We start from the raw sequence: 22,729 nt of genomic DNA on the forward strand, positions 1-22,729 counted from the left end.
TCTAGAACATGTGTTTGCTCTTGCATAAGCATAGCTCAAACACAAGCGTTGTGCTTGGTACTACTCTTTGATTCCTGCGGCTTTAGAAAATGTATATCGAACTACCACAGGTTGTCCTTCACCATCGTCACGCTCAACACAGACAAAGGCACACGCAATAGACTCAAAACCCTGGCGTAACAGCACGTCTGCATAGATTTGTGCCTGCAGTTTATGGCTTTCATACAACTGTTCTGCCGTCTTATGGGCATCACCGGTTTTGTAGTCCACCACCAGTGCGCTTTTATCGCCTGGATTGGTGCACAAAAGATCAATCGCACCCTCTATATACTGCCCAAACTCAGACTTACGCTCACAGAAGAAGGGAACCTCGGGCTGCACCTGTGCATAGGACAGCACTTCTGCGCGTATATCCGAATGCTCCCAACGCTGTAGCGCTGCCTGCAAACGCCGTAGCTGCAAACGACTACAGTCCCAGCTTAGCGCAAGACGTTGGATCTGTTCTTGCGAGACAGACGTGTGTGTTTGTGCCATTATCTGCGCAAGCTCATGGAAGGCAGAACCTAAGTTTGTAGCTTTAGGTTGGGTGTCATCAGGGTTATCTTCATGAGCGAACAGAGTTAAGGAGCTGGGGTTTAGTCCCGTATCTTGATCCAGTGTTTCCTGTGAACCCCGTGCGTTTTGGCCCACATCCATACTTGCTGCAAGACCAAACTGCACATATGCATGGGTATCCTGCGGAAGGCTCTCTTGATGGGCGTCCTTCTCGGCAAGCTGAGGTGCAATAGCGGAATAACTATAAATGCCGTCATGTGCACCTGCGCTACGCTGTTGCAGTGGTTTTGTAGCGGCAGCTGTGTACAGCACAAAATCCTGCGAGCTGTCCTGCTGCTTGTCCTGCACAGCATCCGACCCGTCCTCAGACGAACACAGCTCCGCAAGCTTTTGAACAACTCCGCAGTTAGTAGGATCATCTACCACTACAGTCTTGTGGCCCTCTTCATCTTTGCGGACACCCAAACTGACCACGCGTGCACACCCCTGCGCCCCTGCATCGCAATTCAGCTCATGCACACCAGCGGCAAGCTCACGCACATCACCAAATAATAGTGTCCCCACCTGTGCTCCCAGTACAGGAGTAATGCTCTTAGAGCTAAGCATGAGGGGCACATGCAAAATAACAGCTTCTTTGGCACGGGTCAGCGCTACGTATAGCAAGCGGATCTTCTCGGCTGCCTCGGCTGCAGCATCCTGTTCTTCTAAAAACAGGCGTACATCCGCAGCAGAGCAGAACGCGTCCAGCTGCTCGGGCAGCTCATAGTTTGCGGCAGGAGCAGAACCAGACGGTCGCAGACCACAGATAATGGCATTATCCTGATAACTTGCCAACAGGCCACTTGAACTGGGCTTAAACGCGGGGTCATCCAATGCATCTACAACCGCTACCAGAGGAAACTCAAGGCCCTTAGATGCATGAATGGTCATAACGGACACCGCATTGAGCTCGCTGCCCACCAAAGTAGCAGGAGAAATTTTTGAGCGGGCAAGCCAAGTATCAAACATGCTGCAGATCTGACGGGCACCCAAACAATAGGTCTCACACAGCTGTTTAAGATAGCGTACACAGGCCAAGATATTTGCAGCCTTTGCAGTATTGGCAGCACTGGTATGTTCCAGACGTGCCAACCAACCAGAGGCATGAAGGACCTGCTTAACCACCTCATAGAGGGGCTTGGACGGCAGCTGATCCCACGCTTGATTAAGCACCGTCATAGCAGTTTGCAAGCGCGCCGATGGTTTATGCTCAAAAGGCAGAGCATCTGACCAAAGGCCGTATTCCAAAGGTTGCTTACAGGGGGTATTGGTTTGCTCGTCAAGCGTTGTGGCCAAAAGTAAAATATCGTCTGCATCAAGGCCAAACATATCGCTTGTGAGCAGCTCAAACAAACGACTTGAGTTGTATGGGTTGGACAGGGCACTTACCAAATGAGCCACCGTTAACACCTCTGGCGCTGTCGAGAAGCCCGACCCTCCCGTAACCACACTATCTATGCCACGCGCACGCAGAGCCTCTACATATACCGGCGCATATTTAAGCTTGCTCATAAGCAGCGCAACATCACCAGCTTTGACGTGCTTCTCGTTAACAAAGTACGCAATGCGATCTGCCATTTGCTCTGCCGCAGCACGCACTGCGCAGTCTTTATTCACGCCATAGCTGCGCTTGGTCACCTCAGCATAGATGCGCGGCACATCAGCTGCACTCCAGCTGTGATCTTCTTTTCGCTTGGCGACAAGGTCCATGAAGTTGGGCAACATACCCGGCGCTCCGCATACCGTAGCCACAAAACGCAAAATATCATCGTGACTGCGGAAGTTTTCACTCAGCTGTGGCTTGTTTGCCTCAGGCAACTCTTGTGCTCTGCGCAAAAACACATCAACATCAGCACCGCGGAAGCGATAAATAGACTGCTGGGCATCGCCCACCGTTGTAAGATGGCAGGCATCCACACCAGAAAGCAGCTTAATCATCCGTACCTGCTGCTCACTGGTATCCTGGAACTCATCCACCATGACCAATTTAAAGCGATCAGAATACTGTGCAGCCAACTCTGGATGGTCTTGCAGTGCATCTGCTGCCATAGTCAGAAGATCGTCATTATCTAAGGCACTTTGACTTTGCTTAAGAAAGCGATAGTGCTCCCAAACGCGACGTGCCAACGACATAAGAAGCGAGCTGAGCTCTTGTTCATGAGCACTGGTAGCTTCAAACAAAACCTCATCATAAGCAAACTGCACTTCTTTACACAGCGGACTCAATACCTTACCCCGCCAAACCTTGCCATTAGGTCTGTGCAAAGCCGATACCACATCGAACACGGCAGAGGGTGTTTGCAGACAAGAATCTTGTATGACAAATGCATTAAGTGTAGCAATAGCATGACTAAGTGGTTCTGTAAGATCCGAAGATTTTTGTGCATCAAGCGCCGCATCCAACAGCTCTTTATAACAAGCAGAAAGCCCTTGTACTTGCTCGGATGCCACAAAAGGAGCACCTGGGAAACTCACCGCATCAAATCCAACGGGAGAATTGGTCACCTTTTGCATAAGGTCAAAAATCATGCCAGCAACCGACTGCTTAGACTCCTCATTACTCAGAGTCTTAGCTCGTGCACGATGCAACGTAAACAAGGGGGCATACTGAGTGTCTCCCTCAATGAGCCTGAGCACTTCTTCGATTGCGGTATTCATAAGCTGGGTTTGTGCTACCGAATCCAGCATTGTAAACTCAGGATCAATACCCAAAGCAAGCGCATGAGCACGCAAAATACGACCACACATGCCATGAATGGTAGAAATCCATGCCCCATCTACCTCAAGAGCGGCCTGAGTCAGTCCTTCCTTTTTGAGGGTGGTACGTACGCGCTCTTTGATTTCCTCTGCCGCCGCGTGCGTAAAAGTAATAACCAGTAACTGATCAATAGAATCTAAATACGGTTTACCGTCCTTACCCGAACCAGGCATAAGGGCCCACGCTACACGCTGGGTAAGCGTAAACGTTTTACCCGAACCCGCACCAGCTGCAACAAACAAGGTTTTATCGAGGGTCGTAACGGTTTTCTTTTGTCCCTCCATGAAGGTTGAGAAGTCCATTAGGCACGCCTCTTTTCACAGTTGGTGACAGGGCAGTAATTACAGGCATGGGCATCCAGAGGATTTGCTTCGATATGACCAGCCTTGAGCAGCTCAATATACTCAGCAATGCGCTGCTCGCAAGCATCAAGATATGCATAAAAATCTTCTATGGTCTGCCCGGCACAAACGCTCTTAAAGCGATCCGACCATTGCTGACCCCATATCCGCTCGACAAACGAGGCGGGCATGGCACCGGACAGATCATAGGGACGCTTGATGCCAAGATATACCGCGCCAACCGAGGTGAGATTTTGCTCAGCCAAATACTTGCGAACTACCTGCGCATATATCAGTGACTGCACATGGCGAGGCAACACCGTAGGATCAAACTCATCATCTTTATTGAAGAGCTTGTACTCACCACCTATGGCGCTTCTATACTTATAGTCAATGATGAGTGCATGGCCCGCCTCGTCCACATCAATGCGGTCGATGCTACCAATAAAGTTGACTCCCGCATACGTTACAGGAACCCCCTGCTTTCCGCCAAAACGCAATTCAAAATAGCGCGGCTCAAACCCAAGCAGCTTGTCCTTTTGAAAGGACAAGGACTCCAGCAAGTCTTCCTTAAAATACCGCAGCTCTTCTTTTTGAGAAGCCACATGAGGAATAAGTGCTTGATCACTGAGCTTCTCGGCACGCTGGAGCTGATGTACATAGTGAGCATCAAACTCAGTCGATAAAAGCTCGCGTGCATGCTCGATGGTCTGATCCGTAATGCGCGAACCAACAATGCGCTCCCGTGGATCTGTAAAGGCGACCTCGCTCATATCACCAAAGGGAGCAACGCCAGCAGCCTCACGCAGTAAAGCACGATGGGTAACCTCAAGCACCCGATGAGCAAATGAACCTTTTTCCAAGTTAGAGAAACCCGCATCTATGCTACTTAAGCCAAGACGGCGCAAGCTGAACCACTTATACGGACATTCCAAATAGGACTCAATCTGCGAGGCAGAAAGAACAAGCTCCTCACCCGGCAGTGCCCCTCTACGAGAAGCAACAACCAAAGGAGTGAGCTTAGCACTTACCTTACCCGCTGGTAAGGGCGCGCACGACTGACCTTTTACATCACGCTTACTTGCAGCAGAAATATTTTGTGTAATGTTGTCCTCACCTGCTGAGTAAATAGGAAAAGGCACAATATTTTTGTTGGACGGCTTATCCGAATCACAGCCATATTCCTGCATAAATTCAGACAACATAACCGCTGGGAAAGTGGGTTTTGCATCCTCATCCGTCAACGAACGCTCAAGTAATACAGCAACGGTGGGCGCCTCAAGCGCACGCAAAAATTGCATACGAACGGATGCCAAATCCCTCGTAGGACGATACAGCTGCAAGGCATCTTCCAGCTGCATGAGCGCTCCATCATCAACCACAATACGCATTTCTGCAGTGGTCATACCGGTGTAGATAAGTGCTTCTATACTACGCGGCTCCAATAAGGCAGCCTCCTGCGAAGACATAAGGCGCACGCAAGCAGCTGTAGACTCACCTTTGTGGGAGGAGCTAGCAGACGCACCACTTTGATCAGTAGCAAGCACGCCGCTTTGCTCGGTGGCAGGCACGCCGCCTTGCTCGACAGCAGGCTCTTTATCGCAATCCGTCTCCTGGCTTGTAAAAGCCATGGTTTTGGTAACAAAGTTCCCGCGTTCCATAAGGACTTTAAGGAGCGCAACAACGTTTTGCAAATATGCACCCAGCGATTGGGTTTTTTGCGGATACAGAGCGGTAATTTGGCGCAGTATTGCTGCAATATTTGACATCAGAGCAATCTGGTCTTGCAGCTGTGCTGATGGAGCAGCTTTATGTTGCGCCTCAAGTGCCAAACAGATTTTGTGAGCCGCAGCAGCAATCTTGCCATGCTGTAAATCACGGGTTGCCTGAGCTACCCGCGCAGAGGTAAGCGAGGTTTTACCTAAGTCTGCAAGCACCTTGGTAGGAGTAAGAATACGATTACCACGCCACCTACGATCCAGTTGCCAGATTTGTTTGGTATCGGTTCCTGCGCTATCGGAGAGTAAAAAATCTATAAGCGGAGCGGGAGGCCACCAGTCCATGGATCCCAGCGTACGCTCTTCTCCCCACGGACCTTCTGACGGCGCAGGCCATGTCTCTTCAAGCTCAAGTAAACGCGCGACACAAGAAACAAAGTTAAAAAACCCAACGCCAGTAACCGTAGAAAACAGAGGTGTAGCTACAGCAGCCTGTACCTGTATCCCCTGCTGAGCCAGCTTAGGCATCAACTGATTCCATGCTTCATTTGTCTTGTTAGTACATACCACAATATTGCGCACACCACGAGACACCAACTGTGTCACCTGTGAAGCAACAAGCTCCCACTGCGCAGAAGGACCGGCTGCATGCAGCAGCTCTACGGCTATATCACTGCGCGCAGGCTGAGTATCCAGCTGCCTTTCATAGCTTACAACCACAACCTCATGCAAGTTGCCCAAGCCTTCAATCAACTTTTCTTGAGCTGCCGAGAAAGACAAGAAGCCTGCAAACACCACAGATGGCATGGATTGATTGGCTGGCAACAACTGTCCCAAACGAACATATACCTCACATGGCTCAATAAACTGATGCTGGGCAATCACCTGCTTGTAGAGCGCAAGGCAGCCTAACATGTCCAACTCACCAGCGCTATAAGAACCTTGTGAGCTGCGGGCACTGACGGGTAGTTGTTCTGGTAGAAGCTGACCATCCTTATTAGGAACTGCAAAAAGTCCATCTTGAGCCAGCTGGGCAAGCATACGCAAGCTACCCTCACCAGTATGCAAACAGCTTTCTTCATGCTGGTTGGTATAGGTATCCAAAGCACTGCGAGCCAGTATTACGCGAGAAACTGGATCAATGCAGCGCTCGCCCGAACCATACAAACGCCACTGTTCTTCCACCCAGATAGGCGGGGTGCTCACCGTTGCCCCAAGCGTAAGCCCCTCATGAGTGGCAAGTGCTTTTTGTACCTCGAGCACCTTTTCATAGCTTGGTACTAACAACACGGCGCGACCACAGCGCTCAAGAGAAGCACGCAGCTGATCCAAGACAGGCTGAGATAACAGCGCAGTGGTTTGTATAGAGATGTAAGTCACAGCCATAGCAATCCCGTTCCGGAGATGTATACAACCCTATGGTAGCGGGTTGCTCAGACACTATTTGTCAGAAACCTCGCAACGAGACACGCCAATCTCAAAAGGAAAGGTCCCAGCTTTATTAAATGCCGAGATAAACATCCTAATTGCATTAGAGGGTGTAGTACCAATTTGTTCTGTAGCAGCAAAAAATTTGTCCTTCTCCGATGGAAGAATTTTGGCTACTACGGGTGTCATCTTATCTTGCATGTGCGACTCTACTTTGTTTTTAGTATGACTTAGTATAATTTAGTTATACCCTCTGTGTTAAATAATAACACGACCAGTCGTACAAATGGCCGTGTTATTTCATTTTCTTATTTTATTTTTTAAAAATCGGCATTACCAACCGTACGAGGATGCGGCAACACATCGCGAATGTTATCAACGCCGGTCAGATACATGACAAGGCGTTCAAATCCCAAACCAAACCCCGCATGACGACAGCTGCCATACCTGCGCAGATCACAGTAGTAACGATACTCCTCTGGATCCATATTCAAATCACGAATACGCTGCTCAAGCACCTCAAGACGCTCTTCACGCTGAGAGCCACCAATGATCTCACCAATACCAGGGACCAGGCAATCCGCGGCAGCTACCGTTTTGCCATCATCGTTCAAGCGCATATAAAACGCTTTAATAGCTGCAGGGTAGTCGGTTACAAAGGTGGGCTTACCAAAGTGCTTCTCGGTCAAGAAACGCTCGTGCTCGGTCTGGAGATCCACGCCCCAAGAAACGGGATATTCAAAGTGTTGACCATCCTGCACGGCCTTCTCGAGAATCTGAATGGCCTCGGTATAGCTCACACGTGCAAAGTCAGAAGTGGCCACATGCTTTAAGCGCTCCAGCAAACCCTTATCAACAAACTTGGTAAGCATGTCGAGCTCATCCGGACATGTGGTCATAACAGAAGAAATAACATACTTGAGCAGCTCTTCTGCGCATACCATATCATCATTGAGATCAGCAAAGGCCATCTCTGGCTCCACCATCCAAAACTCCGCAGCATGTCGGCGGGTATTGGAGTCCTCTGCGCGAAACGTGGGACCAAAGGTATAGACATCACCAAAGCTCAGGGCAAAGTTTTCTGCCTGCAGTTGACCAGAAACCGTAAGGTTGGTAGCTTTGCCAAAGAAATCCTGAGACCAATCCACACTACCGTCTTCAAGCCTGGGAGGATTGCTTACGTCAAGCGTGGTTACGCGAAACATTTCTCCCGCACCCTCGGCGTCAGACGCAGTAATGATGGGCGTATGCACATACACAAAGCCGCGCGTTTGAAAAAACTCATGGATGGCAAAGGCAGCTACAGAACGAACGCGAAATACGGCACGAAACAGATTGGTACGGCTCCGTAAATGCTGCTGCGTACGTAAAAACTCTCGAGAAGCGCGCTTCTTTTGCATGGGATAATCAGGGCTTGACTCCCCCTTCACCTCAATCGAAAGCGCCTGTAGCTCAAACGGCTGGGGACGATCAGGGGTTAGCTCAAGCTTACCCACCACAATCAGTGCGGCACCCACATTCTGAGCTGCAATCTGATCATAACAAGCAAGCTGGTCACGGTTCATAACCACCTGCAGATCCTTAAAGCAGCTTCCGTCATTAAGCGTGACAAAGCCAAAATTTTTCATGTCACGTACAGAGCGAATCCAACCTGCACAGGTTACTTCAACGCCACTAAATGCCTCAGGCGTTGCATATAAAGAAGCAATTCTTGTACGATCCAAAAGGGACCTCCTTATAGCAGCTCTCCATTACGGTGTTTCCTCTCGTTACAATACCACGCAACGAGTGTACTTATAGGTGCTCATACAACCAACGGGGATGAATGGTTTTCTCGTTCAGATGAAGCTCGTCCAAGTCACTAAAGTCAGGCTCCAGAACTTCTTGTGCACTAAACTGACCATCCTCGTAGCTGTAGTGAATAATGGACGCATTGCCTGGCATGGCTATAGCGGCCTTGTCCGAACCATCAGGTAGTGCCAGCTTGATCTTACTGTTGGCGAGAAACGCATCGTAAAAAGCCAATGAGGACGACCCGTGACTGACCGCCAACACGTTTTGATGATCAGGCTTGTCCATAATACGTGTAAGCGCAGTTACCATACGCCTGGTTACCTGATAGGTGGACTCGCCACCATACTGCACAAGTGCAGCGCCAAAAGGCACCGGTGGAGCCAGCCTGGTGCTTTCTCCCTCAAGTAAGCCAAACCCATACTCACGCAGCTCATCCAAACGCTCAAAAGGCAGGTTATTGCGGGTAGCAAGCATAAGCGTTTGGGCTGTACGACTAGAAGTAGAACAATAGGCATGATCAAACTGAATGCCACGCTCATCCAGCATATCTGCAACGCGCTTTGCCTGTGCTTCTCCATAGGGAGACAGCGGAGAGTCGCACCAGCCTTGAATCTTTTTGCGCTCATTAAATACGGTCACTGCATGACGCATCAGATACAGATGTTTTGTCATCAAACTCCTTCCAGAGTTGCTTGCGCTCTTGTGCGCTCACCACTTCAAACATCCCTGTTTGTTTTTGTGCAGCTTGTGCCAGATCATGCACCTGCTGTGGCGCTTGCAAAAGCATATCCTTTTGTGAGCGCGTCAAATGTTTTATACGCCATTCAAGCCATGAGGCCGCCGCTTTATCCTGTGTTTTCCACAGACCTTCCAGAGCAATGGGCTTATGAGAGCGCGTATACTTTGCTCCCTTAGAACCACCGCTCACATGCTCTGCTATACGTCGAGCTACATCCACCGTTATGCCCGTGTATAAACTATTGTCCTCACAGCGCAGCATGTATATGAAATAGCTCATTACAGCGCGCTACCCTATTCAGATTCAGAAAGACTTTTAACCAAAAGCTGATTAAAGAGTTTGGGGTTACCGCTACCCTTGCTGGCCTTCATGCACTGACCAACCAAAAACCCAACCACCTTGGTATTGCCCTCCCGATACTGCTGCACCTGAGCGGTACAGCGACTCAGCACCTCATCAACCACGCTCTGAAGCTGGACCACATCGGTGGTTTGACGCATGCCTCGCTCATCCACTACCTTAGCAGGATCATCAGCGGTGCCGTTGATAATGTCCAGCACCTCTCGTGCTTGAGCAAAGCTAATGGCATCGCTAAAAAGAAGCTCAGCTAGGGTAGCAAGCTGTTGAGGACTGTGCACCTCATGACCAGGCAACAAATTTACCAGCACGTTAGCCACCGTAGAGACAACCGGAGCAGCCACCAGTGCCACGCAGTTCTCAAACAATGATGCCGTGGCAGGATCTGCTGCAATCTGCGCTGCATCTGTCTGTTTAAGAGCATACTGCGTCATATACCTCGTGCGCTTTTGCCGGGGCAGCTCTGGGATGCGCGCAGCACAAGCGGCGATAAAGTCATCGGACAGGTCAAACGGTGCCAAATCTGGATCAGGGAACAGACGGTAGTCATCTGCGGTTTCCTTCACGCGCATGACAACCGTACGTTTGTGCACGGGTTCCCAATGGCGCGTCTCCTGATAAATGCAGCCTCCTTCTTCCAGCACTTCCGCCTGCCGACAAATCTCGTACTCCAGGGCATCGTGCAAGCTCTTAAAGGAGTTGATGTTTTTCATCTCTGTCTTGGTACCAAGCTCGGTAGTGCCACGGCGACGCAAGCTAATGTTGCCATCGCAGCGCATAGAGCCCTTCTCAAGAGAGCAATCAGAGATGCCCAGTGTACGGAAGGTCTGCTGGAGTGTTTCCATAAACAGGCGCGCCTCTTCGGGCGTACGCAAATCAGGCTCGGTAACCAGCTCAATAAGGGGGGTACCACAGCGGTTGTAATCAATCAAAGACCGGGTTGCAGCTGTAATGCGCCCCTCTGCGCCACCCACATGCACCATCTTTGCAGCATCCTCTTCCATATGGATACGCAAAATACGGATAGGCACCGTATAGGAGCCATCTGCTGCACGCTCGATGGTTTGACCGGTAGCTGTTGTATCAGCAAAACTAGGGCGCTCAGCAGCGCCTGCGCTGCCTACTTCCAGTCCAAGGTTGCCATGCATGCAAAAAGCCACAGGACCCTGCGTAGTTTGAAAATTCTTAGCCATGTCGGGATAAAAATAATGCTTGCGATAAAACATGGACCGGCGCATGATCTGACACTGCGTTGCAAGACCTGCCATCACTATGCACTCAATGGCCTTTTTATTGGGCACGGGCAATGCGCCGGGCATGCCCAAGCATACCGGACATACATTAGCATTGGGCTTATCGTCATGACTTAAGCGACAATTACAAAACATCTTGGTTTCAAGTGTTGTGAGCTCGGTATGCACTTCCAAGCCAATAACAGCTTCCCAGTCTTGCAACACCTCAGCTAAGCTCTTCATGCAAGCTCACCTCCCCTACCAGCAAAGGCAGGTGCCACGCGCAACGGTACCTTTACTTCTTGCTCCAATGCGCAGGCTATCTGCAAAAGTTGCTGATCCGCAAAAGCAGGACCTTGCAGCTGAACCGATACCGGCAAACCAGTCTGCTCGCCCAGCCCCATTGGCACAGAAATGCCGGCATTACCCACAATATTATTGGAAATAGTAAACAGATCCGAAGCGTACATCTGCGTAGGATCTTCCATCTGGCCAAACGAGAAGGCCGTTGTGGGTGAAGTGGGCAGCAGCAAGGCATCACAGCTGGTAAACGCCTGAGTATAATCCTGTGTAATAAGCGTACGAACCTGCTGAGCAGGATAGTAGTACTTGTTGTAAGCTTCACTGGAAAGCAAATACGCACCAAGCAACTGCCTGCGGCGAGCCTCTTGGCCAAACCCTACTGCACGACTCTGAGAGGTTTGCTCTGCCAACGAGCTGCATCCAGGCTTCGTAAAGCCATAGCGTACGCCATCAAAGCGCGCCAGATTAGAAAAGGCTTCACAGGGTGCTATGACATAATATGCTGCAATAGCGGCATCAATATGAGGTAAATCCACATCTACCAGCACGGCGCCAACGCGCTCAAAAGCATCCATTGCCTGCTGCATGGCCGTACGTACCTCACAAGAAACACCATCCATATCCAGCATGGAGCGCACAATGCCAATTCGCTTGCCTTCAATAGGATTGTGTAGGCTGCGCATAAAATCTACCGGGTATGCTTGATTGGTGGAATCCAACGAATCAACACCTGCACCAACTAAGGCATTCATTGCCAGGGCAACATCTTCTACACTATGACCAAAGGGACCAACCTGATCCAAAGATGAGCCAAAGGCCACAACACCATACCGAGAAACCACACCATAGCTTGGTTTAAATCCCACCACACCGCAAAAAGATGCCGGCTGGCGGATGGATCCACCCGTATCAGAACCCAAGCTCAACGGCACTTCTCCTGCAGCAACGCAAGCAGCAGACCCACCTGAAGAGCCACCGGGAACGCGTGTCACATCCCAGGGATTTGCCGTAGGATGAAAATAGCTGGACTCCGTAGAAGAGCCAAAGGCAAATTCATCCATATTGGTCTTGCCCATAGGGGTAGCCCCTGCATCCAGCATGCGAGAAACACAGGTAGCAGTAAATACACTCTCATAGTTCTCGAGCATTTTTGAGGCACAAGTGGTACGAGTGCCAACCAGATGAAGATTGTCCTTAAAGGCAACAGGAACGCCCGCCAATGCGCCCAGCTGCTTTCCAGCTGCGCGGTTTTTATCGGTAGCTGCTGCAGCCGCAAGTGCTAAATCGGCGGATACCTGCAAAAACGCTTGCACTTCTGCATCACGCTGCTCGATGGCATCAAGGGATGCTTGGACAACCTCGGTGGCAGAAAACTCAGCGTTGGCAACACCCGCAGCAATCTGTGCAGCAGAAAGCTCGTCTATGGTAGCCACTAGCGATCGCTCTCCTCATCACCCAAGATGGAGGGTACGCAAAAAAAGCGCTCACTGGTAACGGATGCGTTAGATAAGGCCGTGTCCACATCAAGCGCGCGGACATCACGGTCCACCTCATCCGCTCCCATTACATTAGATAAGTCTCCAATGGGGTGATAGGTAGGCTCAACCCCCTCAAGCTCATAGTGACAAATGGGATCCAAAAGCCCTATTGCCTCATTGAGATAGTTTGTCATTTGCGCCAACTCATCTTCAGATAACGCTATGCGTGCATAGTCGGCAATGCCGGCCACATCTAGCTGGGAAAGCATCATGCGCAGCTCCTGTGTAACGTCTTTTTTGGAGGTCCAAGTAAAACTCGGCGGGACTCCCATCATACATAATTCATACCATTTTACGGCACTTGGCTGCACAGATGCCGGAGGTATTGTTATGTTGCTGTGAATATACCTTGTGATTCCTAAAATACCCTAAAACTCGTAGGAATAAAGCATATGTATTGAGGAATAATATCCTAGTACTGAAGTAGGTTTTTATTTGCCAGGGTTAACTTTTGCAAACAGATGCATGAGCACTCCAACGCGCAACCATTCCCTACTTCATGTAAGGAGGAGTGCCCATACGGGCGTAAGGAGAACAACAATGACACAATCTCTGCTTCGCGTAAGCGAGCTTGATGCTGGCACGGAGGATAAAACTATCCTTCATGGTATCAATTTAGAAGTGGGCGCTGGTCAAACCCACGTGTTGATGGGTCATAATGGCGCCGGTAAATCTACTCTCGGCCACGTAATTATGGGCGACCCCGCATATCAGGTAAACAGTGGCTCCATCATATTTGATGATCAAGACATCACCGAGCTTTCTTCCGATAAGCGCTCGCTAGCCGGCATTTTCTTGTCTTACCAGGCACCTGTTGAAATTCCTGGCGTACCTCTTAACAGCTATTTGCGCACCATTGTTGATAAGCGCCCCGAGCTCAAAATGAAGTCCAAGCAATTCCGCGCACGGGTTGCCGAGCTTGCGGCTCAACTTGATATGGATCCAGCTAACTTGGACCGTGAACTTAACGTAGGTTTCTCCGGTGGCGAGAAGAAAAAGGTAGAGATGCTGCAACTGTTGCTGCTGCAACCTAAGCTCGCCATTCTCGATGAGACCGACTCTGGCCTGGATGTAGACGCGTTGGGCGTGGTTTCGCGCGGCATTGAGGCCTATCGTGAGTCCTGTAACGGCGCTCTTATCGTCATTACGCATAACACACGCATTCTTGAGCGTCTTGATGTTGATAGGACCCACGTGATGATGCGCGGTCACATGGTTGCCGAGGGTGGCGCAGATCTTATCAATGAGATTGACCGCGAAGGCTTTGAACAGTTTGAGTCCTACTTTACTCAGAAAGACGGCAAGTAATGACAGAGCAAGTAAACGATATTGATCGCAGTCTTTACGACTTTGTTAAGTCCGAAGAAGGCTACGAGCGGTATGCCGATGGACTCACACCAGAAATTGTAGAGTCCATCTCCAAGAAAAAAGATGAACCCGCGTGGATGCTCGATTTACGCATGCATTCACTCGAACTCTATCAAAAAATGAAGATGCCCGCTAACTGGGGCCCTGCAATTGATGGTTTGGATATGGACCACATCTCCACCTATGTTGCGCCCAAAACCAAGCAGGCTACCACCTGGGAAGAGGTGCCAGAAGAAGTACGTGATACCTTTGAGCGTCTTGGCATCCCTCAAGCAGAGCGTGCCTATTTGGCAGGCGTTGGTGCCCAGTATGACTCCGAGCTGGTATATCACAATATGCAGAGCAGCGCATCTAAGATGGGCGTTGTCTATTCTGGTATTGAAGAAGCGCTGCACGGTGAGTATGAAGAGCTCATCAAAGAGCACTTTATGAAGCTCATTCCTCCCCATGATCACAAGTTTGCTGCACTTCATGGCGCAGTGTGGTCTGGTGGCTCATTTGTATATGTGCCAGAAGGAGTTGAGGTTGCCTTCCCTCTCCAGAGCTACTTCCGTCTTAATGCAGCAGGTGCTGGCCAGTTTGAACATACGCTTATTATTGTTGAACCCGGTGCTAAGTTGCACTTTATTGAGGGTTGCTCGGCACCTAAATACAACGTAGCCAATCTTCACGCTGGTGCCGTAGAACTCTTTGTAGGCAAAAATGCAAGCCTGCGCTACTCCACCATCGAGAACTGGTCAAAAAACATGTACAACCTCAATACCAAGCGTGCTCAGGTGGCAGAGGGTGGCAACATGGAGTGGGTTTCTGGCAGTTTTGGTAGCCACGTGGGCTACCTCTATCCTTCTACCTTCCTTACCGGTGCAGGCTCTACCTGTGAGTTTACGGGTATTACTTTTGCTGGCGCCACACAAAACTTGGACACCGGTTGCAAGGTCATCATGTCTGCCCCCGATACCAAGACCTCTATCTCAACCAAATCCATCTCCAAGGGCGGCGGCATCTCCACCTTCCGCAGCTCCATTGTGGTAACGCCCGCGGCAGATCGCGCAAAGGCCACGGTAAGCTGCGCTTCCCTCATGCTCGATGACATCAGCCGTTCTGACACCATTCCTGCTATGGACGTACGCTGTGCCACAGCATCCGTTGGACACGAAGCAACCATTGGTCGCATCTCTGACGACACCATTTTGTACCTCATGAGCCGTGGCATCTCTGAAGAAGAAGCACGTACTTTGGTTGTCAACGGCTTTGCTAACCCCGTCTCAAAGGAGCTTCCTTTAGAGTACGCCATTGAGATGAACAACCTCATTAAGCTAGAAATGGAAGGGGCAATTGGATAATGGCAGTTCAAACGCTCACAGGCGTCAACACTCCCGTTGCTCAGACCTGGAATTACTTACATATAAATGACATCACGCTGCAGGTTCCTGCTGCCGATAAACCCCTTGAGCCTGCGGCTGTTCCTGCGCGCACAGCAGAGCTGGACGCGCTGGAAATGGGATCGGGCATGCAGGCAGCTACCTGGATTGACCAGATAGCTGGTGCGCGCAACACCATATCGGTTCCCGCAAGTACTACGCAAGACGTGGATATTCTCGTTTCCGATACAAACCCCTACCTTGCCACCGATATTGTGGTAGAAGAGAACGCTACTGCAACCATCACCATCGTAGAGACGCGCGAAGGCTCTGAGGCAGGAACTGACCGCGCCGGTACCGCTACCAATGCTGCTAATGCCGCTACCACTGCAGACGCCTCCGATACGCCTATCGCTGCAGCTCAAGGTCTGCGCGTTATTGCACGCCCCGGTGCGCATGTTATTCTCACCAGCTTTACCTGCGGAAATAATCGTAGCTACCTCAACAATATAGGTATAGAGCTACAGGACAGCGCAATGCTTGAATCCAAGCAGTTTGTACTTTCTGGCGCAACCACGGCAAGTGGCATGGCCGTTAATCTAGCTGGCGATAACTCGCGCGCCGATCTATACGTGCGCTACCTTGTACGCAACAAAGAAACGCTCGATATGAACTACACCGCTCGCATGCGCGGCTGCAATACACGCTGCGACATTGCTATTTCTGGTGTACTGGAAGACGGCGGATCAAAAACCCTGCGTGACACCATTGACCTTATCCACGGCGCTAAAGGTGCCGCGGGTCTTGAAAATGAAACCGTGGTATTGGCTGGCAAAAATGTAATCAACAAGAGCCTGCCCACTATTTTGTGCGGTGAGGACGACGTAGCGGGAGATCACGGAGCTACTGTAGGCGCTGTTTCGCCCGAGCAGCTTGAGTACCTGAACGCCCGCGGACTCACAGAACAGCAGGCTATTGAGCTTATCTCACATGCCGTGTGTGATGATGCCTACGTACACGCACACACGCCCGAAGCTCGTCGCAGCGTTATTGCGGCAACCGAGCGTATCTATGGCACGCAAGATGCCCAAGAACTGGAACAGAGGTAAGTTGTATATGAACCACAATACCCATCAGATCACCAGCAGCGCGACTACCGACATTACAAGCAATCCGTTTAAGCAAGATTTTCCTCTGTTGGTCAACAACCCTCAGCTTGCTTTTTTGGATAGTGCCGCCACAGCTCAGCGTCCTGCGGTCGTGCTGGAGGCTCAAAAATCCTTCTATGAGACCATGAACGCCAACCCTCTGCGTGGTTTGTACACCCTCTCGGTCCAAGCAACTCAGGCTATCGAGAAGGCCCGTGCGCATGTAGCTGCCCACATTGGAGCCGCACGTCCAGAAGAAATTGTGTTTACTCGCAATGCTTCTGAGTCTCTTAATTTGATTGCACAAACCCTTGGCAAGCAGCTTATTCATGAGGGTGATGAGGTGGTTATTTCCATTATGGAACACCACTCCAACCTCATTCCTTGGCAGCAGCTCTGTGCTCAGGTAGGCGCAAAGCTTATCTATTTACGCCCTCGTAAGGATGGCACTATCACACAAGAGCAAATTGATGCCGCTATTGGCCCCAAGACCAAGCTTGTCTCGGTAACGCAGGTTTCCAATGTCTTGGGTGTAGAAACCCCTGCCAAGGATATTATTGCCCGCGCGCACCAAATGGGTGCCGTCGCCATCATAGATGGTGCACAAAGTGTTCCGCATCTTACGGTTGATGTACAGGATCTGGATTGCGACCTCATGGCCTTCTCGGCACACAAGGCGCTTGGTCCTATGGGCATTGGCGTGCTATGGGGCAAGCTCGACATCCTTAACGCCATGCCTCCCTTCCTGACGGGTGGAGAAATGATCGATTCCGTCACAGAAACCCAGGCCAGCTGGGCACCTGTGCCCATGAAGTTTGAAGCCGGCACCCAAGACGCTGCTGGTATTTATGCTTTTGACGCAGCACTTACGTATATCGAGCAGATCGGCATGGATGTAATAGAGCAGCGCGAGCGCAAGCTTGCAGCATATCTGTGTGAGCAGCTCAATACCCTGGACTTTATTGATGTCCATGGCCCTCAACAGCCAGATGCACATATCGGTTCTGTAGCCTTTAGCATGCACAACGTACATCCCCATGATGTGGCGTCCATTCTCGACATGTCTGGTGTGGCTATTCGCGCCGGCCACCACTGTGCTCAGCCTCTGCTCGCATGGCTTGGCGTGGACAGCACCTGCCGTGCATCCATTGCGCTGTACAACGATAAGAACGACATAGACCAGCTCATTGATGGCCTGCACAACGTAAGGAAGATTTTTCATGCCTAATAGCACTATTTATTCGCAGGCTCTGATGGACCATGTTTCCCATCCGGACTATAACTATGAGCTTGAAGACGCTACCTGTTCACATGAAGGCATCAACCCCTCTTGTGGTGACGACCTTACCCTGCACATTCGCCTTGCCAGTGATGGCACGATTGACGAGACAAGCTGGACGGGTAGCGGTTGTGCCATTAGCCAAGCCTCCGCAGATATGATGAGTGAGCTGGTAGAAGGCAAAACTATTGCTCAAGCCCGTGATGCCTGTGCCCTTTTTGAACGCATGATTCGTGGCGAGGAAACCGATCCTGCCGTACTGGCTCAGCTTGAAGATGCAAGCTGCTTTGAAAGCATTTCACGCATGCCTGCACGCGTAAAATGTGCAGAGCTTGCGTGGCGTACACTTGACGAGATGCTCGCACAATCCGGCAATCAATCCGCTAACGAGGTGAGCAGCTAATGGCTGGCATGTTTTCCACTAAAGGTCGCTATGCCCTACGCGTCATGTCCGATCTGGCAGTACATGAGGGATGGGTTTCTTTAGGCGATATTTCCAAGCGTCAAGGTATTTCTCGCAAGTATCTTGAGCAGGTTACTTCCTTGTTGCTTAAGGGTGGTCTGGTGGATAGCCAACGCGGTAAAGGCGGCGGCTACAAGCTGTCTCGTAAGCCTGAGGAGTATACGCTCGGAGAAATTCTACGCGTTGCAGAAGGGGGAACCTTGGCTCCCGTTACCTGTCTTGACTGCAGCTCTGGCGAAATCTGTGAGCATATCAAAACCTGCACCACGCTGCCTATTTGGCGTGATTTGGGGATGGTTACCAGTCAATTTTTGGACAGCAAGCGCCTCACCGATTTAATTCCCGACGATCAAAAAGGTGATATGCCTAGCTTCAGTGCACTGTAACTAAGCCCACAGGCGCACCCTTGGTGCTGCTGCGTTCGGTAGTGTTACACTGTAACTGCGTTATTAAATGCGCATGAGAAGGGAGCCCCATGGAACTCAGTGAGCTTCTTGCTGTTTTACAAACACGTTTTGAAAGGCATACAGAGCGCCATCCCACCATCTCTTGGGACCTTGTTTCTCATGCAATTGCTGCCAGCAAGGATGCTCAAACAGCACTGTACGCCATGGAGTCTACAGGCGGTGAACCCGACGTTATTGAAGCACTGGCCACCCCTGAGTATGCGATTTTATTTGTAGATTGCTATGCCAAACCCACCAAAGACCGTACCAGCCTATGTTACGACCATGAGGTATTAATCAATCGTAAAAAGAACCCTCCTCGCTCCAGCGTTGAAGATGTCATTGCAGCTTGGGGCAGCTCTGCTTGCCTCCTTACAGAAGCTGAGTATCATCTTATCCAGCAGGTTGTAGAGCTTGATACCAAAGTATCTTGTTGGGTGGCCACACCACAAGACCTACGCTCCCATGGCGGTGCACTCTTTTGCGAGAAACGCTATGGCCGTGTTTTTACCTTTCATAATGGAGCAGATTCGTACTATGGAAGCCGTGGTTTCCGTACCATGGTATGCCTCTAGCTCGTAACTTTATAAGAGGTAACTGTGGGGGGGTAACAGAGATATGCTTGTAGACGTTTGCTTTGATAGTACAAGTGAAAGCACGCTTAAACTTGCGGCACGAGAAGACTACTCACTAGGAGAAATAGCGGTTTTTCCAGATAGTGTATGTTTTGGTGCTATCAACACCATGACTCCTAAAGAGAGGAAGTCAGAGTTACTGCGTCTGGGATATAGCATCGATCAAGATTTTGAACAACGATACAAAGCCTTTCTCACCATCGTTGCACAGGCAGAAGCACTAAGAGTCTGGATGCTTCCCTACCCTTATGCGGCGCTTGGTTTGTTATATATAAGCTCACTAGTAGATCCACAGACAAAGCTGCAGGGTATCAAAGGTATAGAGCTTGTTACTCCATCAATACTATGGCTTGATGACAAGCATGTTAATACCGCATTTTTAACCGAGCTTATCGATGCAGGCTTTGATCTGGACCAAAAAACCTGTGCACAGCAGTGGCAAAAGTTAGTAAAGGAAAATGCTCCTTTGCGCCTTGCGCCAAATGGTGTTCCAATAAGTTGTAATGAGGATGTACTTGATGAAGATATCATTGCCTTTTGCAAAGCCTATGACGCAGCCAACCCATACAAATCGATGAGCGAAGAAGAAAAACAACAGTACCTACTACCAAATATCGCGTGGAGGCTTATGGAGTCTCTCTCACAAAAAACAGGTGGCATGCTTAATCCAGATTTTTATCAGTTCCGCATTACAAAACTTATGCAAAAAGGCATTATTACTTTTAAAGTCTGAATACCTGTCTAGCCCGTTACCAAGCCAACAGCGCCTGATACAATCTGAAACAAAAATCCGACCACTCAAATGCGATCGGATTTTTAGATTGAATGTACTAGCTTTGACTGCGACTTTATACTTATACTGCCCTTACACGGGTGAACCAGCACGACTAAAGCTGCTCAAAGAACCATAGGTGATTCCTTGACTGGGGCTCATTGCCTCAATGGTAGTGCCACCGCCAATGTAAATACCTACATGGCCGGGGCGCCAGACAAGATCGCCAGGCTGAGCCTGAGAAGCGGGCTTATTGCAATACGCAGCCTGAGAAGCAGAGCTGTGAGGAATATATATGCCAATAGTGCTATAGGCATACTGCGTCAAGCCAGAGCAATCGTAAATGCTAGGACCACTGGCACCCAAGCGATAACCGCCACCTATCTTAGAGGTAGCAGCTGCAATAACCTGGTTGCGCCAGTTACTGCTTACCTGAGAGCTGCCTGAGCTCCTCTTGCCACTGTTGCCACCGTTATTGACAGAAGAGGGATCATAATAGTTGCCGTTGTTAGCTTCTGCTGCCTTCTTAGCAGCCTCTGCCTTGGCGCGAGCCTCGGCCTCTGCAGCCTTGCGCTCCTCTTCCATTTTGTCCTTAACCTGCTGGTCAAGATTATTTACGTACTCCTCAGCCTTCTTGGACTGCTCGTTAAGCTCTGCCTGCTGGGATTTTTGAGTAGCAAGCAAATTTTCTTGCTGCTGTTTTTGCTCAGTAAGCTGAGACTGCTTTGCGTCAAGTTCGGCCTGAACAGTCTTTACCTGACCAATGACCTTCTCGTCAGACTCATTGGCCTTCTGAGCGTAGTACAGATTATTGGCCAGCTCTTCAAAATTGGACGAGCTCAAAATAATCTCGAGCATTGAGGTGCCGCCGCTTTTATAGTTAGCAGATACACGGCCTGAAAGCGTTTTCTGAGCCTCTGCCAGCTCTGCCTTCTTGGCTTCAATGTCCTTATTGGTTTGCTCAATGTCCTTATTGGTGGAATCAAGCTGGACCTGTGTCTCATTGAGAGCCTCGCCCACTTGCTCAGCTTGCTCATACAGCTTATTCAATTGAGTCTTGGCATCATTAAGCTTTGCCTGAAGCGCAGCAGAAGACTCGTCTGCAACAGCAACCTGAGGAAGCGCCAGGCCAACGGTACATACCGATAAAGAAGTTGTGAGCATGGCAGCAACAACTTTTTGATACATCTTTCGAGTCATAGGGCCTCTTCCTGATCGGGTACAAATAAGCAGCAGGCCTGCTGCCGAAAGAATCTCCTTAATTTTACTCAGCATTGTCAAGCTGTTCCACCTATTTTTACTCGTGTACATATACCCAGGTGAACAGCTATATATTTATGAATTTATATGTTTTATCTTTTTGTAGGGTTACTTGAACTAGAGGGTTAGTTGAGACCCAAAATATGTTAAAAATGCCCCCTTTACCGAGTATTGGCAAAGAGGGCATTTGTATGCATTAAAGCAAAAATAACGCTATGCTACGCGCAGATGAACTTAGTTCCAACCCTTACCGTCAGAACCAAACTCAACCATGAGCTCCTTGGTGCGGGTAACAATAGCATCGCGACCAGGCTTAAGAAGCTTACGAGGATCGTAGCCCTTGCCCTGCTTATCAGCACCAGACTCAATATAGGCACGTGTTGCAGCGGCAAAGGCAACCTGAAGATCCGTGTTTACATTGATCTTAGAAATACCCAACTCAATAGCCTTCTTAATCTGGTCTACTGGAATACCAGTGCCACCATGAAGTACCAAAGGCAAATCCTTTGTCAGAGCCTTAATCTCGCTCAGGCGCTCAAAGGACAGGCCAGCCCAGTTAGCGGGATACAGACCATGGATGTTACCAATACCACAAGCCAAGAAATCTACACCAAGGTCTGCAATCTGCTTGCACTGATTAGGATCAGCAAGTTCGCCGTTGGAGGTTACGCCATCCTCGGTACCACCAATGCCACCAACTTCAGCTTCAACAGAAATACCCTTGGCATGAGCAAGCTTTACGATCTCCTCGGTACGAGACAAGTTAATGTCAAAGGTCTCCTCATGGGAGCCATCGTACATAATGGACGTAAAGCCAGCAGCAATGCACTCCAAAGACTGCTCATAGGTACCATGATCAAGGTGCAGAGCAACAGGAACGGTAATGTTCTTGTCCTCAACCAGCTGATGAACCATTAAAGAAACAATCTTGAAGCTCGTTTGCCACTTAGCAGCACCACCGGTGCACTGAATGATGAGTGGAGATTGAAGTTCCTCGGCTGCATCCAAAATGGCAGATGCCCACTCAAGGTTGTTGGTGTTAAATGCACCAATACCATAGTGGCCGCGCTCTGCGCTCTGAAGCATTGCTGTTGCATTAACAAGCATGTAAGCCTCCATCTATATAGGATTAAAACCGTACCAATTCAATAATACCTTTATCGCATCTGTATACATGCCACAAACTGCAACAAAT

The 22,729-nt window shown here is 49.8% G+C and carries 19 protein-coding genes; 8 read left to right on the plus strand and 11 right to left on the minus strand.

Annotation, left to right across the window (positions count from 1 at the left end; all coding sequences use genetic code 11):
* Positions 1–60 precede the first annotated feature (60 nt).
* The 9 genes from HMPREF1091_RS06485 to gatC all read right to left on the minus strand — a co-directional run bounded on the left by HMPREF1091_RS06485 (position 61) and on the right by gatC (position 13,014).
* Entirely contained in the window at positions 61–3,654 is a 3,594-nt protein-coding gene (locus HMPREF1091_RS06485; RefSeq protein WP_002564009.1) for a UvrD-helicase domain-containing protein, read from the minus strand.
* Positions 3,654–6,797, minus strand: coding sequence for a PD-(D/E)XK nuclease family protein (locus HMPREF1091_RS06490; protein ID WP_002564010.1), 3,144 nt, complete (start codon positions 6,795–6,797; stop codon positions 3,654–3,656). The genes HMPREF1091_RS06485 and HMPREF1091_RS06490 overlap by 1 nt, the downstream gene beginning before the upstream one ends.
* A 54-nt stretch (positions 6,798–6,851) precedes the next feature.
* The gene (locus HMPREF1091_RS06495; protein ID WP_002564011.1) at positions 6,852–7,040 is read right to left on the minus strand and encodes a type II toxin-antitoxin system RelB/DinJ family antitoxin; all 189 of its coding nucleotides are present in this window, start codon (positions 7,038–7,040) and stop codon (positions 6,852–6,854) included.
* Positions 7,041–7,159: 119 nt separating this feature from the next.
* The gene (asnS, locus tag HMPREF1091_RS06500; protein WP_002564012.1) at positions 7,160–8,563 is read right to left on the minus strand and encodes an asparagine--tRNA ligase; all 1,404 of its coding nucleotides are present in this window, start codon (positions 8,561–8,563) and stop codon (positions 7,160–7,162) included.
* A 70-nt stretch (positions 8,564–8,633) separates the two neighbouring features.
* Complete coding sequence (locus HMPREF1091_RS06505) at positions 8,634–9,305, minus strand: histidine phosphatase family protein (RefSeq protein WP_002564013.1); 672 nt, start codon at positions 9,303–9,305, stop codon at positions 8,634–8,636.
* Positions 9,259–9,651, minus strand: coding sequence for a GIY-YIG nuclease family protein (locus tag HMPREF1091_RS08105; RefSeq protein WP_002564014.1), 393 nt, complete (start codon positions 9,649–9,651; stop codon positions 9,259–9,261). The genes HMPREF1091_RS06505 and HMPREF1091_RS08105 overlap by 47 nt, the downstream gene beginning before the upstream one ends.
* Before the next feature lie 14 nt (positions 9,652–9,665).
* On the minus strand, positions 9,666–11,204 hold the full coding sequence (gene gatB, locus HMPREF1091_RS06515; protein WP_002564015.1) for an Asp-tRNA(Asn)/Glu-tRNA(Gln) amidotransferase subunit GatB: 1,539 nt from the start codon (positions 11,202–11,204) through the stop codon (positions 9,666–9,668).
* Complete coding sequence (gene gatA, locus HMPREF1091_RS06520) at positions 11,201–12,697, minus strand: Asp-tRNA(Asn)/Glu-tRNA(Gln) amidotransferase subunit GatA (protein WP_002564016.1); 1,497 nt, start codon at positions 12,695–12,697, stop codon at positions 11,201–11,203. Before gatA ends, gatB begins: the two co-directional genes overlap by 4 nt.
* Entirely contained in the window at positions 12,697–13,014 is a 318-nt protein-coding gene (gene gatC / locus HMPREF1091_RS06525) for an Asp-tRNA(Asn)/Glu-tRNA(Gln) amidotransferase subunit GatC (protein ID WP_002564017.1), read from the minus strand. The genes gatA and gatC overlap by 1 nt, the downstream gene beginning before the upstream one ends.
* Before the next feature lie 328 nt (positions 13,015–13,342).
* On the opposite strand from gatC, the gene sufC reads away from it, so the two are divergent.
* From sufC to HMPREF1091_RS06565, 8 genes are all read left to right on the plus strand, one after another.
* Positions 13,343–14,110, plus strand: a complete 768-nt coding sequence (gene sufC / locus HMPREF1091_RS06530; RefSeq protein WP_002564018.1) for a Fe-S cluster assembly ATPase SufC — start codon at positions 13,343–13,345, stop codon at positions 14,108–14,110.
* Positions 14,110–15,513: a Fe-S cluster assembly protein SufB gene (gene sufB, locus HMPREF1091_RS06535; RefSeq protein WP_002564019.1), complete on the plus strand. Its 1,404-nt coding sequence runs from the start codon at positions 14,110–14,112 to the stop codon at positions 15,511–15,513. Before sufC ends, sufB begins: the two co-directional genes overlap by 1 nt.
* Positions 15,513–16,640 (plus strand): SufB/SufD family protein, encoded by a 1,128-nt coding sequence (locus HMPREF1091_RS06540; protein ID WP_002564020.1) that lies wholly within the window; start codon positions 15,513–15,515, stop codon positions 16,638–16,640. Before sufB ends, HMPREF1091_RS06540 begins: the two co-directional genes overlap by 1 nt.
* A 7-nt stretch (positions 16,641–16,647) precedes the next feature.
* Positions 16,648–17,907: an aminotransferase class V-fold PLP-dependent enzyme gene (locus tag HMPREF1091_RS06545; protein ID WP_002564021.1), complete on the plus strand. Its 1,260-nt coding sequence runs from the start codon at positions 16,648–16,650 to the stop codon at positions 17,905–17,907.
* Positions 17,900–18,361, plus strand: a complete 462-nt coding sequence (gene sufU, locus HMPREF1091_RS06550) for a Fe-S cluster assembly sulfur transfer protein SufU (RefSeq protein ID WP_002564022.1) — start codon at positions 17,900–17,902, stop codon at positions 18,359–18,361. Before HMPREF1091_RS06545 ends, sufU begins: the two co-directional genes overlap by 8 nt.
* Entirely contained in the window at positions 18,361–18,807 is a 447-nt protein-coding gene (locus HMPREF1091_RS06555; protein ID WP_002564023.1) for an RrF2 family transcriptional regulator, read from the plus strand. Before sufU ends, HMPREF1091_RS06555 begins: the two co-directional genes overlap by 1 nt.
* A gap of 89 nt (positions 18,808–18,896) precedes the next feature.
* Positions 18,897–19,442: a DUF4256 domain-containing protein gene (locus tag HMPREF1091_RS06560; protein ID WP_002564024.1), complete on the plus strand. Its 546-nt coding sequence runs from the start codon at positions 18,897–18,899 to the stop codon at positions 19,440–19,442.
* Positions 19,443–19,485: 43 nt separating this feature from the next.
* Complete coding sequence (locus HMPREF1091_RS06565) at positions 19,486–20,235, plus strand: DUF3658 domain-containing protein (RefSeq protein ID WP_002564025.1); 750 nt, start codon at positions 19,486–19,488, stop codon at positions 20,233–20,235.
* 132 nt (positions 20,236–20,367) lie between these two features.
* Here the strand turns inward: HMPREF1091_RS06565 and HMPREF1091_RS08110 are convergent, their stop codons facing one another.
* Both HMPREF1091_RS08110 and fba read right to left on the minus strand, forming a co-directional pair.
* Entirely contained in the window at positions 20,368–21,474 is a 1,107-nt protein-coding gene (locus HMPREF1091_RS08110) for a C40 family peptidase (RefSeq protein WP_021736307.1), read from the minus strand.
* Between the two features lie 294 nt (positions 21,475–21,768).
* Positions 21,769–22,641 carry a class II fructose-1,6-bisphosphate aldolase gene (gene fba, locus HMPREF1091_RS06575; protein WP_002564027.1) on the minus strand — a complete coding sequence of 291 codons (873 nt, stop codon included), beginning with the start codon at positions 22,639–22,641 and terminating at the stop codon, positions 21,769–21,771.
* Positions 22,642–22,729 lie beyond the last annotated feature (88 nt).

It is taken from the genome of Atopobium minutum 10063974, assembly GCF_000364325.1.
In the GTDB taxonomy this organism is placed as follows: Bacteria; Actinomycetota; Coriobacteriia; order Coriobacteriales; family Atopobiaceae; genus Atopobium; species Atopobium minutum.

Excerpts from the sequence above, each read along its gene's own strand:
- HMPREF1091_RS06560 (WP_002564024.1), top strand. The coding sequence starts at position 18,897 with ATGGAACTCAGTGAGCTTCTTGCTGTTTTACAAACACGTTTTGAAAGG.
- HMPREF1091_RS06485 (WP_002564009.1), bottom strand. The coding sequence starts at position 3,654 with ATGGACTTCTCAACCTTCATGGAGGGACAAAAGAAAACCGTTACGACC.
- fba (WP_002564027.1), bottom strand. The coding sequence starts at position 22,641 with ATGCTTGTTAATGCAACAGCAATGCTTCAGAGCGCAGAGCGCGGCCAC.
- HMPREF1091_RS06540 (WP_002564020.1), top strand. The coding sequence starts at position 15,513 with ATGGCAGTTCAAACGCTCACAGGCGTCAACACTCCCGTTGCTCAGACC.
- gatB (WP_002564015.1), bottom strand. The coding sequence starts at position 11,204 with ATGAAGAGCTTAGCTGAGGTGTTGCAAGACTGGGAAGCTGTTATTGGC.
- HMPREF1091_RS08105 (WP_002564014.1), bottom strand. The coding sequence starts at position 9,651 with ATGAGCTATTTCATATACATGCTGCGCTGTGAGGACAATAGTTTATAC.
- gatC (WP_002564017.1), bottom strand. The coding sequence starts at position 13,014 with ATGATGCTTTCCCAGCTAGATGTGGCCGGCATTGCCGACTATGCACGC.
- sufB (WP_002564019.1), top strand. The coding sequence starts at position 14,110 with ATGACAGAGCAAGTAAACGATATTGATCGCAGTCTTTACGACTTTGTT.
- HMPREF1091_RS08110 (WP_021736307.1), bottom strand. The coding sequence starts at position 21,474 with ATGACTCGAAAGATGTATCAAAAAGTTGTTGCTGCCATGCTCACAACT.
- sufC (WP_002564018.1), top strand. The coding sequence starts at position 13,343 with ATGACACAATCTCTGCTTCGCGTAAGCGAGCTTGATGCTGGCACGGAG.
- sufU (WP_002564022.1), top strand. The coding sequence starts at position 17,900 with ATGCCTAATAGCACTATTTATTCGCAGGCTCTGATGGACCATGTTTCC.
- HMPREF1091_RS06545 (WP_002564021.1), top strand. The coding sequence starts at position 16,648 with ATGAACCACAATACCCATCAGATCACCAGCAGCGCGACTACCGACATT.
- HMPREF1091_RS06490 (WP_002564010.1), bottom strand. The coding sequence starts at position 6,797 with ATGGCTGTGACTTACATCTCTATACAAACCACTGCGCTGTTATCTCAG.
- HMPREF1091_RS06505 (WP_002564013.1), bottom strand. The coding sequence starts at position 9,305 with ATGACAAAACATCTGTATCTGATGCGTCATGCAGTGACCGTATTTAAT.
- HMPREF1091_RS06495 (WP_002564011.1), bottom strand. The coding sequence starts at position 7,040 with ATGCAAGATAAGATGACACCCGTAGTAGCCAAAATTCTTCCATCGGAG.
- HMPREF1091_RS06565 (WP_002564025.1), top strand. The coding sequence starts at position 19,486 with ATGCTTGTAGACGTTTGCTTTGATAGTACAAGTGAAAGCACGCTTAAA.
- HMPREF1091_RS06555 (WP_002564023.1), top strand. The coding sequence starts at position 18,361 with ATGGCTGGCATGTTTTCCACTAAAGGTCGCTATGCCCTACGCGTCATG.